A 10,642-nucleotide genomic window follows, 5' to 3' on the forward strand; every position below is an offset into this window, starting at 1 on the left:
CAATCTTACCATGCCACGGTTTCAACTACAATTGGCAAAATGGCCAAATATTCGCTTTTGTTCCGCCAATTCTTTCGCATACTCTAGGATACGCCGGATTGCTTTCTATTGCGACATCTTCTTAAAAATTTGTTTGTATGGCAAGGCCCCCTGTCTCTCCTTAAGAGACAGGGGGCCCGTTTGATTGGCTTACAGAGCGATCCTTCTGCCCGCGCATTCCCCGAGGAAAACTCCCAGGAGGCAGAGCAGCACGCTGCTCACCGCATAGGCCGTACCGAGCAGCGCTTTTCCGCCTTCAAAGAGGCGCAGCGCCTCGAGCGAGAAGGTGGAAAAGGTGGTGAACCCGCCGCAGACCCCGCTCTTCCAGAAGAGCATGCCGTTTTGGGAGAGCCTGCCACTCATTCCCACCACCAGGCCGATCAGCAGCGCGCCGCCGAGGTTGGTCAACAGGGTGAGCACCGGGAACTCTCCGCGCACCGGCAGCAGGCTGATCAGATACCGGCAGACGGCGCCCAGCGCGCCCCCAAGGCCGACGAGCAACAATTTTGTCATCATTTTATTCATCTCGCACTTTTGACGTACTGCGCCACCCCGCAGGCCTTGCCCTCGCGCAGGTAGAGCCTTGGCACCCGCTTGCCGATCAGGCAGACGATCTCATAATTGAAAGTGCTGCCCGCGCAAAGCGCCATCTGCTCGACCGTGACCGCGCAGGCGCCGTCCCGGCCGATGACGGTCACCTCGTCCCCGGCGCAGACCCCGTCGACCCCGGTGACGTCGAGCATCAGCTGGTCCATACAGACCCGGCCGATCACCGGCACCTCCTGACCGCGCACCAGCATGGTCCCCTTGGAGGAGAGCGCGCGGTGGTAGCCGTCGGCGTAGCCGATGGGCACGGTGGCGATCGTGGTCTCCTCCCCGGTGGTGTAGATCCTCCCGTAGCTGATATCCCGCCCGGCGGGGACCTTCTTGACCATCGATACGATGGTCTTGAGCTGCATGACCGGGTGCAGGTCGGCCTTCCCCGCGCAGCAGCCGTCCGGCAACAGCCCGTAGAGGATCAGCCCCGGGCGGACCATGTCGAGATGCATCTCGGGGAAGCGCAGGGTACCGGCGCTGTTGCAGCAATGCCGGATTTTGAAGGTGATCCCCCGGCTTGCGAGCTCCCCGCACACCGCCTGAAAGCGCGCGAACTGAGCGCGGGTATAGCCGTCCGAGGCCGGGTCGTCGGCCGCCGAAAAGTGGGTGAAGATCCCCTCGCAGCGAAGGCTTTCATAGCCATAGACCCGCTCGACCTCATCGGCGCAGCAGAGAGGATCGAACCCGTCGAACCCGATCCGGCCCATGCCGGTGTCGATCTTGATATGTACATCCACCTGCACCCCCAGGCTCTTGGCGCTTTGCTGCAGCTCGAGGGCGTACTCGGGAGAGAAAACCGTCTGGGTGACGCGGTATTTCGCCAGCTGGCCTGCCAGCTCGGGCGGGGTGGTTCCGAAGATCAGAATGGGGCTCTTAATCCCCCCCTCGCGCAAGGAGAGCGCCTCGTCGAGGTTGGAGACCCCGAACCAGTTGACCCCGCACTCCTCCATCTCACGCGCGCACCAGCGGTCCCCGTGCCCGTAGGCGTCCGCCTTGACCACGCCGAGGAGCATGCAGTCCTCCCGCAGCAGGGCGCGGATCTCGGCCAGATTGTGCCGCAGCGCATCGAGGTCGATCTGCGCCCAGGTGCGCCGAAGAAAATCAGTCATTGTCTCGCTTCCTTCTCTGCCATTTGGAAATGAAAAGATTCAGTGCAATCACATTGCACGCCACCGAAAGCACCAGGGTGAGGGTGATCAACACGGAAAGGGTGCTGTGAAAGAGCAGCAGCAGGTAGCCCAGCAGCAAGCCGGCCCCCAGTGCCAGGAAAATCCAAGCCAAATATTTTTTCACGTCAGGCTCCTTCGTATCATTTGATGACCCGTCCATCGACAGGACGGGCAAAGTACTGGTTATAAATATTATAATAGCCGCTTCGTGGCTATTATACCACGAACGCAAAACGTAAGTGGTATAATTGGCCATCGCCGTAGGCGGGCCACAGAAATATATAATAGCCGCTTCGTGGCTATTATACCGCGAACGCAAAGCGTAAATGGTATAATTGGCCATTGCCGTAGGCGGGCTACAGAAATATATAATAGCCGCTTCGTGGCTATTATACCACGAACGCAAAGCGTAAGTGGTATAATTGGCCATCGCCGTAGGCGGGCTACAGAAATATATAATAGCCACTTCGTGGCTATTATACCAAAAAGGCACGCCGGATACAATCATTCTGCCGCAATGCCTGTCAGAGTTTAGACAAAAAGTAATTGTACCCTTGTGGGATTTAGGGTATAATCAAAGGGTAGAATATTCTCCTCATAGAGGAGCGATGAAAACGTTTTGAAAGGAAGCTACCACCATGAAAGAATTTGAGTATACCATCAAGGATGAGCTCGGCCTCCACGCCCGCCCGGCGGGCCTGCTGGTCAAGCAGGCGGCCACCTACCAAAGCAAGCTGACGATCGAAAAAGTCGGGGGGAAAAGCGCCGACCTCAAGCGGCTGTTCGGGGTGATGGGTCTGGCCGTCAAGTGCGGCGAGACGATCAAGGTCACCGCCGAGGGCGAGGACGAGGCGGCCGCCGCCGAAGCGCTGGAGGAATTCTTCAAGGCCAACTTCTAACATGTAACACAACAGCGGAGGAAGCTATGGAACAGATTAAGGGTGTTGCCGCCTCGAAGGGAATTTCGATCGGCAGCGTATTGCTCTATCAAACCGGCGATCCAAAGGTTTCAAAAAAGCAAACAAACGACGGGCCGGGGGAGATCGCCCGGTTCGAGGCCGCGGTGCAGACCGCGGTGGCGACCCTGGGCGAGCTGCACGAGCGCGCGCTTCAGACGGTGGGTGAAAAGGAGGCCGCGGTCTTCGAAATCCACCAGATGATGCTCGAGGACCTCGACTTTCTCGAAGGGGTCAAGGACTGCATTACCTCTGAGAGCTGCAACGCGGAGTACGCCGTGCAGCAGGCCGGCGGCCAGCTCGCCGAGATGTTCGCCGGTATGGACGACGAATACATGCGCGAGCGCGCGAGCGACGTGCGGGACGTTTCCGCGCGGGTGGTGCGGGTGCTCTGCGGCTGCGACGGCAACCCCCTCGAGGGGGTCAAGGGACAGGTGATCGTGGCGGCCGAGGACCTCATGCCCAGCGAGACCATCCAGATGGATACCTCCAAGGTGCTCGCCTTCGTCACCCGGCTGGGCAGCAAGATTTCCCATTCGGCCATTTTGGCGCGCACTATGGGGATCCCGGCAGTGGTCGGGCTGCGCGAGGGGTTCGACACCCTCAAGGCCGGGCAGGAGATCATCGTGGACGGCTTTAATGGCGACGTCTACCTGGGCCCGGACGAAAAGACCCTCGCCCACTTTAAAAATGAGCGGGACCTCTACCTCGAAAAGAAGCGGGTACTGCGCAGCCTGATCGGCAAACGCGCCGTCAGCCTGGACGGCAAGGAGATCGAAATCAACGCGAACATCGGCCACCCGGCTGACATCGCGCTGTGCGAAGAGAACGACGCGGGCGGTATCGGATTGTTCCGCAGCGAGTTCCTTTATATGGAGTCGCAGGACTTTCCGAGCGAGGATTTCCAGTTCGAGAGCTACCGGGACATCCTGCAAAAGATGGCGGGCAAGCGGGTGATCGTGCGCACGCTGGACCTGGGGGCCGACAAGCACGCGCCCTACTTTGAGCTGCCGCACGAGGACAACCCCGCGATGGGCTACCGGGCGATCCGCATCTGCCTGCGCCAGCCGGACATCTTCATCACCCAGCTGCGGGCGCTGCACCGCGCCTCGGTCTTTGGAAAGCTGGCCATCATGTTCCCGATGATCACCTCCCTAAAGGAAGTGCTGGAGATCAAAAAGGTGGTCGCGCTGGTCAAGTGCCAGCTCGACGAGGAACATATCCCTTACTCCAAAGAGATCGAATACGGGATCATGATCGAAACCCCGGCCGCCGTGATGGCGACCGACCTGCTCGCGCGCGAGGTCGATTTCTTCAGCATTGGCACCAACGACCTGACCCAGTATACCCTGGCGTGCGACCGGATGAACGCAAGCCTCAGCGAGCTGTACGACCCGCGCAACCTGTCGGTGCTGCGCATGATCGCACTGACGGTGCGCAACGCGCACAAGGCCGGGATCTGGGCGGGAATCTGCGGGGAGAGCGCGGGCGACCTCGAGCTGACCGGCCTCTATCTCAAGCTGGGGGTGGATGAGCTCTCGGTCTCGCCCGCCTCGGTGCTCGAGGTGCGCAACAAGGTGCTGCACACCGATTCCCGTGAGGTGGACGACAGCATGCTCAACCTGTATACCGTCTGAAAACCGGGGAACCCTAACAGCAGGAAGGAAGCGAGGCGTCATGTTTTCATTTCTAAAAGGCAAGCAACCCCCCGCACTGGCCGCTCCCTTGAGCGGGCGGGTAATCCCGATTGACGAGGTACCCGACCCGGTCTTTGCCCAAAAGGTGCTCGGCGACGGGGTCGGGATCGTCCCCTCGGACGGCGCGCTGCTCGCGCCGGCGGACGGGACCGTGATCCAGGTGGCCGAGACCCTGCACGCCGTGGGGATCGAAACGGCGGACGGGCTCGAGCTGCTGATCCACCTGGGGATCGACACGGTGAAGCTGGGCGGCGAGGGCTTCCGGTGCCTGGTCAAGGAGGGGCAGAAGGTAAAGAAGGGCGAGAGGCTGCTCGAAATGGACCTCGCGTTCTTACGCGGGAAGGGGTTCGACACCACCTCCCCCTTCATCATCACCAATCCCGACCGGGTCGCCTCTCTACAGCCGCTGGTCGGCGAGGCCGTCGCCGGGGAGACGACGGTTTTGCGCTATAAAATGAAATAGCCGGGCGGAAGCCGTTGGCTTTCGCGGCGGGGCTGGCATGTCCATTTGCTTCGCTTGCGCCCGGCAGCAAATAAACAGGGGAAGGGCCCGCCGACGTGGCGGGCCCTTCCGTTTGGCGAAAATAAAACTCCTCACACCCAAACAGGGCATGAGGCAGTAAAAGTAAAAGGGGGATTTATCAGTTTACCGCTCGTCGCAGTAAAAAACAGGGGTTTATCTCATGGCCGGCCCACGGTCATGGGCATTTTTATTGCTTCGCGTGCGCGAAGCAATAAAACATCACACCAGCTCGGACAGCTCGCCCAAGCACTTTTTGCAGATATTTTTGCCGTTATAGGTGACGATGTCGGTGCTGGCCTGGCAGAAGATGCACGCCGGCTCGTACTTCTTGAGCATGATCTGGCTGCCGTCCACGAAGATTTCCAGCGAATCCTTCTCATTGATGTCCAGCGTTCTGCGCAGCTCGATCGGGAGCACGACGCGGCCAAGCTCGTCTACTTTTCTCACAATTCCGGTGGATTTCATTTTACATGCATTCCTTTCTAAAGCGGGTCTCTGAGTGTTTTTCCTAGTCCAAGGCACACAGCCTAACGTACCGCTTCTACCCCGCCCCCAGGGAAGGGGCAAACAAACATAAGCCCGGGTCATAAATCGTATACTATACGGAAGCGCTGCCGTCCCATTCGGGACGGGAGACTGTATTCTTGGGTAGGTGTTTGTCATGATGAATGTTCTTTTTGCGGGAATGATCGCACTCTCGCTGCTCTTTGGACTCCTGAACGGCCAATTGTCCGCAGTATCCGAGGCTGCGCTGAATGAAAGTGTGGGCGCCGTCGAACTGGTCATCAAGCTGTGCGGGGGGATGTGCCTGTGGAGCGGCCTGATGAAGGTTGCCCAACGCTCCGGCCTCACCGACCGGATCGCCAAGTGGATGTCCCCCATCCTGCGCCCGCTCTTTCGCGACGTGCCGCCCGGCAGCCGCGCCTTCGAGCTCATCAGCATGAACATGACGGCAAGCCTTTTAGGCCTGGGCAACGCGGTGACTCCGCTCGGGATCGCCGCCATGCGGGAGCTGGAGGGCTATAACCCCAAGGCCTCCCGCGCCAGCGACAGCATGGTGATGTTCGTCGTGCTCAACACCGCATCCCTGCAGATCATTCCCACCACCACGGCCATGCTCCGGCTCGCCGCCGGCTCCGCCGCCCCGATGGAAATCCTGCCCGCCGTCTGGGTCGCCTCGCTTTGCTCAGTCCTCAGCGGAGTACTGATGGTGACAGCGTTGAAACCGCTTTTTCGTTAGGAAACGACCGCTTTCATCATCTGGTTTTAGTTTACAGGATATTACTTCCATTGTCAATAGGAAAATGTGAAAAATTTGGATTTTATTGCAAATTGTTGGTAATTAATGGATATTATTTCGGCGTTTTTGTCGAATCTTTAACAATATCGCACGCTTTAAATCGCGAATCAATCCGATGGTTATGCGGGTTTAATCGGAAACATAAATTCCGTTCCCGGGAACAGGCACAAACACTGTTCCATATTTTAGAAGTTTTATCCATCCGATGGAAATTCGTACACAAATTGTCCAAATATTGACCGCAGCCCCGCAAACCCGCGCGGCGCGCTGCGGGTTTTTAGGGTAAATTGGCGGAATTTCCTCCCTGAATTGGGATTGTAAACTAATGTTCTTGTGCTATAATAAGAGGTACGGTCGTGTCATGAGAAAAGCAAGGGGATTTCCCATCTGCGCGTAAATTGGACAGGCCGTTTATTTTTGGTTTACTCTTGGATCGGGCGGGTGGTTTACAGTGCTCAGCTATTACAAAACAGTTGACAACAAGGTGACCGCCCTTTCGGCCCCGGAGGAAGGGTGCTGGATTTGTGCCATCGCCCCCAGCGAGCCGGAGATCGAAAACCTGACCCGGCGCCTGGGCGTGGATGCGGGCTTTGTGCGCGCCGCGCTGGACGAGGAAGAGGCCTCGCGCATCGAGCGCGAGGAGGATCAGACATTGATCATCGTGGACCTTCCGATCGCGCAAAAAGAGGAAGAAAAAACGATCATTTATTCCACCGTCCCGATGGGTATAATCATTACTGAGAAGAATATAATAACGGTGTGCCTGAGCGAAAATTCCGTCGTATCCGAGCTGTCCCGCGGCCTTGTCAAAAACGTGCGGACCCAGATGAAAACACAGTTTCTGCTGGTCCTGCTGCTGCGGATCGCGACCCGGTTTTTGCAATACTTAAAGCAGATCGACAAGATCAGCGACTACTCGGAAAAACAGTTGCACAAGACCATGCGCAACAAGGAGCTCATCCAGCTGCTCGGGCTCGAAAAGTCCCTGGTTTACTTCTCCACCTCTTTAAAGTCCAACGAGGTGACGCTTGAGAAGATACACCGCGGACGGATCATCAAGCTCTACGAGGACGACGAGGAGCTGCTCGAGGATGTGCTTATCGAGATCCGCCAGGCGGTCGAGATGTGCGGGATCTACACCAACATCCTCTCGAACACCATGGACGCTTTCTCCTCGATCATCAACAACAACCTGAACATCGTCATGAAGATCCTCACCTCTCTGACGGTCCTGATGGCGATTCCCACCATGATCTCCGGCATCTGGGGGATGAACGTGCACAACCTCCCGAGCGTCAATTTCTGGTTCCCGATTGCGCTCGCCGCCGGCCTTACCCTCTTGGCGGCCCTGATCCTCTGGATCAAGGGCATGTTTAAATGAGAATTTCCCGTCCCGCGAAGCCGTTCGCGCTTCGCGGCCGTTGCCGTGCCCTGGTGGCGCGCGCGGATGATTTTATGATAAATTTAAGGAGAGTACCGCGTTGGAAAAGTTTGTGATTTCAGGCGGAATCCCGCTCCGGGGCGATGTCACCATCAGCGGCGCGAAAAATGCCGCTGTTGCGATCATTCCGGCCACCATTCTCGCCGGCGGCCGCTGCGTGATCGAAAATATTCCGAATATCAGCGACGTCACCATCCTCTTCAAGATCCTTCGGGAGCTGGGAGCGACGGTCAAAATGGTGAACAAGTCCACCGTGATGATCGACACCTCCCACATCAACGACCCGATCGTCCCCTACGAACTCGCGCGGCTGATGCGCGCTTCCTATTATTTTCTGGGCGCCCTGCTCGGACGCTACAACCTCGCCAGTGTTTCGATGCCCGGCGGGTGCGATTTGGGCGCCCGGCCGATCGACCAGCACATCAAGGGCTTCGAGGCCCTGGGCGTGGACGTTTCGATCGACCACGGCATGGTCAACGCAAAGTGCGACACCATGCTCGGCGCGCACATCTATTTCGACGTGGTCTCGGTCGGCGCGACCATCAATCTGATGCTCGCCTCGGTCAAGGCCAAGGGCCTGACCATCCTGGAGAACGTGGCCAAGGAGCCGCACATCGTGGACCTGGCCAACTTCTTAAACTCGATGGGCGCGGATATCCGCGGCGCCGGTACCGACGTGATCAAAATCCACGGCGTGGACCTCCTGCACGGGACCAACTATTCCATCATCCCCGATCAGATCGAGGCGGGCACCTATATGGTGGCCGCGGCCGCGACCGGCGGGGACGTCTATGTGCGGGGCGTGATCCCCAAGCATCTTGAATCGATCACCCAGAAGCTGGTCAAGGCGGGCGCGCAGGTGGACGAGTACGACGACTATGTGCACGTCACCCGCACCGGCCCGGTCTGCAAGGTCAACATCAAAACCCTGCCCCACCCCGGCTTCCCGACCGATATGCAGCCGCAGATCACCGCGCTGCTCACCCTGGCCGATGGTACGAGCATCGTGACCGAAGGCGTTTGGGACAACCGCTTCCGGTACGCGGACGAGCTCTGCCGCATGGGGGCCAACATCCAGGTGGACGGCAAGGTGGCGGTGATCGAAGGAGTTCCCGAGCTCAAGGCGGCGCCGGTCAAGGCAACCGACCTGCGCGCCGGCGCGGCGCTGCTGATCGCCGCCCTGGTCGCCCACGGCACCAGCGAGATCGAGGACATCCACCACATCGAACGCGGATATGAAAACATCTGCGAAAAACTGCAGGGGTTGGGCGCCAACATCAAAAAGGTGATCCTCCCGGATTCGGAGATGGCCAAGGCCCTGTAGCATCCCTAGTATTCGTTTGCGACCGGATATTTATTCCCCGAACGGGGAATCCCTACATAGTCAAGGGGCATGTGCCCCTCCCAAAGAAACATGGGTTTATCATTTGTGCGGTTCAATGAGGAGCGCACATTTTTCCTTTTTTGAAAGGAGGAGCCATGACCCAGCTGTTTACCCTCTTTAGCTCCAGCGCCGGGAACTGTGCCTGTCTTTCGAGCGGCGCCACCACCCTGCTCATCGATGCGGGCGGGAATTGCAAGAAAATTTCCGAGGCGCTGCTGGGCCATGGGATTGATCCGCAGAGCCTGAACGGAATCTTGCTCACCCATGAGCACACCGACCACATCTCGGCGCTCAAGGTTTTGCTCAAGCGCTGCCCGGTGCCGGTCTACTCGCGGCCCGGGACTCTGCAGTATCTGGCCGACCACGACCTGGTCCCGCCAAACGCCGACCTGATCCCGGTGGAGGAGGGCGGCGTCATCGGGGACATCTCCTTCGCCGTCTTCCCCACCCTGCACGACTGCGCCGATCCCTGCGGGTATACCTTTTCCCTGCCGGACGGCAGGAAGGTCGGGGTGGCGACCGACCTCGGACGGTTCACCGACGTGGTGTTCGACAGCCTCTGCGGCAGTGACATCGTGGTGCTGGAGTCCAATTACGACCGCAATATGCTGGAGGTTTCGGGTTATCCCTACCCGCTGATCCGCCGGATCAAGAGCGACACCGGCCACCTCTCGAACGACGACTGCGCCGGTGCGGTGCTGCGCCTGGTCCGCCAGGGGGTACGGCGGCTGATCCTGGCGCACACCAGCAAGCAGAACAACTTTGAGGAGCTGGCCTGGCGCACTACATACGACACCCTGCAGCAGGAGGACTTACAGCCGGACGAGATCACGCTGGAGGTCGCGCCGAAATTTGCCTGCTCGCCGGTCATCGCGGTATAGGCGGATGATGAACGTCACCGTCCTGGCCGTCGGAAAATTAAAAGAACGCTACCTCACCGACGGCTGCCGGGAATATGAAAAAAGGCTCGGCGCATTCTGCAAGCTGAACCTGGTGGAACTGCCCGAGCATCGTCTGCCGGACAATCCCTCCGCGGCAGAGATTCAAAACGGGATCGAACGGGAGGGAGACATGATCCTGGCGAAAATTCCCACTGGCAGCACGGCCGTCGCGCTGTGCATCGAGGGCAGGCAGCTTTCCTCCGAGGAGTTGGCCGCCCAGATCGAAAAACTGGGGATTGCGGGAAACAGCAGCCTTTGCTTCATCATCGGCGGTTCCTGGGGGTTGTCTGGGCGGGTAAAGGAGCGCTGCGCACTGCGCCTCTCCATGTCCCGGATGACCTTCCCGCACCAGCTGGCAAGGCTGCTGCTGCTCGAACAACTGTACCGCGCCTTCTCGATTCTTAACCACTCAAAATATCACAAATAGTATAAAAGGCGCACATTCTACAGAATGTGCGCCTTTTTTGCAACATTTAATCCTCCAAGGTCGGAAGTCGGCGGATATTGGGGTCGGTAAAGATGTCATAGTCGTCCCGGGACTGGGTGCTGAACTCGGAGATAATCGCGCCCTCGTCCCCGGCCTGGAACCAGTGGC

General features: G+C 58.6%; 13 protein-coding genes (1 of these 13 only partly in view). 8 read left to right on the top strand and 5 right to left on the bottom strand.

Going from position 1 to position 10,642, the window contains the following annotated elements; genetic code table 11:
• Positions 1-189 precede the first annotated feature (189 nt).
• From B5477_RS11750 to B5477_RS11760, 3 genes are read right to left on the bottom strand one after another with little or no spacing between them, the layout of a single operon-like run.
• Entirely contained in the window at positions 190-555 is a 366-nt protein-coding gene (locus B5477_RS11750) for a fluoride efflux transporter FluC (RefSeq protein WP_242942193.1), read from the bottom strand.
• A gap of 5 nt (positions 556-560) precedes the next feature.
• The gene (gene alr, locus B5477_RS11755) at positions 561-1,745 is read right to left on the bottom strand and encodes an alanine racemase (RefSeq protein ID WP_079699866.1); all 1,185 of its coding nucleotides are present in this window, start codon (positions 1,743-1,745) and stop codon (positions 561-563) included.
• The gene (locus B5477_RS11760; protein WP_079699867.1) at positions 1,738-1,929 is read right to left on the bottom strand and encodes a hypothetical protein; all 192 of its coding nucleotides are present in this window, start codon (positions 1,927-1,929) and stop codon (positions 1,738-1,740) included. The genes alr and B5477_RS11760 overlap by 8 nt, the downstream gene beginning before the upstream one ends.
• Positions 1,930-2,443: 514 nt before the next feature.
• Here B5477_RS11760 and B5477_RS11765 point away from each other — a divergent pair.
• From B5477_RS11765 to B5477_RS11775, 3 genes are read left to right on the top strand one after another with little or no spacing between them, the layout of a single operon-like run.
• Positions 2,444-2,704 (top strand): HPr family phosphocarrier protein, encoded by a 261-nt coding sequence (locus B5477_RS11765; RefSeq protein ID WP_079699868.1) that lies wholly within the window; start codon positions 2,444-2,446, stop codon positions 2,702-2,704.
• A 26-nt stretch (positions 2,705-2,730) separates the two neighbouring features.
• On the top strand, positions 2,731-4,398 hold the full coding sequence (gene ptsP / locus B5477_RS11770) for a phosphoenolpyruvate--protein phosphotransferase (protein ID WP_079699869.1): 1,668 nt from the start codon (positions 2,731-2,733) through the stop codon (positions 4,396-4,398).
• A gap of 40 nt (positions 4,399-4,438) precedes the next feature.
• On the top strand, positions 4,439-4,921 hold the full coding sequence (locus tag B5477_RS11775) for a PTS sugar transporter subunit IIA (RefSeq protein WP_159449028.1): 483 nt from the start codon (positions 4,439-4,441) through the stop codon (positions 4,919-4,921).
• Between the two features lie 279 nt (positions 4,922-5,200).
• Here the strand turns inward: B5477_RS11775 and B5477_RS11780 are convergent, their stop codons facing one another.
• Positions 5,201-5,446 carry an AbrB/MazE/SpoVT family DNA-binding domain-containing protein gene (locus B5477_RS11780; protein WP_079699871.1) on the bottom strand — a complete coding sequence of 82 codons (246 nt, stop codon included), beginning with the start codon at positions 5,444-5,446 and terminating at the stop codon, positions 5,201-5,203.
• A gap of 199 nt (positions 5,447-5,645) precedes the next feature.
• Here B5477_RS11780 and B5477_RS11785 point away from each other — a divergent pair, with 199 nt between their 5' ends.
• The 5 genes from B5477_RS11785 to rlmH all read left to right on the top strand — a co-directional run bounded on the left by B5477_RS11785 (position 5,646) and on the right by rlmH (position 10,474).
• Positions 5,646-6,221: a nucleoside recognition domain-containing protein gene (locus tag B5477_RS11785; RefSeq protein ID WP_079700480.1), complete on the top strand. Its 576-nt coding sequence runs from the start codon at positions 5,646-5,648 to the stop codon at positions 6,219-6,221.
• A 511-nt stretch (positions 6,222-6,732) separates the two neighbouring features.
• On the top strand, positions 6,733-7,662 hold the full coding sequence (locus B5477_RS11790) for a magnesium transporter CorA family protein (RefSeq protein WP_079699872.1): 930 nt from the start codon (positions 6,733-6,735) through the stop codon (positions 7,660-7,662).
• A 100-nt stretch (positions 7,663-7,762) separates the two neighbouring features.
• The gene (locus B5477_RS11795; RefSeq protein ID WP_079699873.1) at positions 7,763-9,046 is read left to right on the top strand and encodes a UDP-N-acetylglucosamine 1-carboxyvinyltransferase; all 1,284 of its coding nucleotides are present in this window, start codon (positions 7,763-7,765) and stop codon (positions 9,044-9,046) included.
• Positions 9,047-9,201: 155 nt separating this feature from the next.
• Positions 9,202-9,987, top strand: coding sequence for an MBL fold metallo-hydrolase (locus B5477_RS11800; RefSeq protein ID WP_079699874.1), 786 nt, complete (start codon positions 9,202-9,204; stop codon positions 9,985-9,987).
• A 4-nt stretch (positions 9,988-9,991) separates the two neighbouring features.
• Positions 9,992-10,474, top strand: a complete 483-nt coding sequence (gene rlmH, locus B5477_RS11805; RefSeq protein WP_079699875.1) for a 23S rRNA (pseudouridine(1915)-N(3))-methyltransferase RlmH — start codon at positions 9,992-9,994, stop codon at positions 10,472-10,474.
• Between the two features lie 46 nt (positions 10,475-10,520).
• On the opposite strand, the gene B5477_RS11810 is transcribed toward rlmH, so the two are convergent.
• Positions 10,521-10,642 carry the 3' end of a cupin domain-containing protein gene (locus B5477_RS11810; protein ID WP_079699876.1) on the bottom strand. The gene runs 427 nt beyond the window's last position, so 122 of the gene's 549 nt are visible here — the last part of the coding sequence; the start codon falls outside the window, past its right edge; the stop codon is at positions 10,521-10,523.

The sequence above is a fragment of the Provencibacterium massiliense genome, from assembly GCF_900169495.1.
In the GTDB taxonomy this organism is placed as follows: domain Bacteria; phylum Bacillota; class Clostridia; order Oscillospirales; family Ruminococcaceae; genus Harryflintia; species Harryflintia acetispora.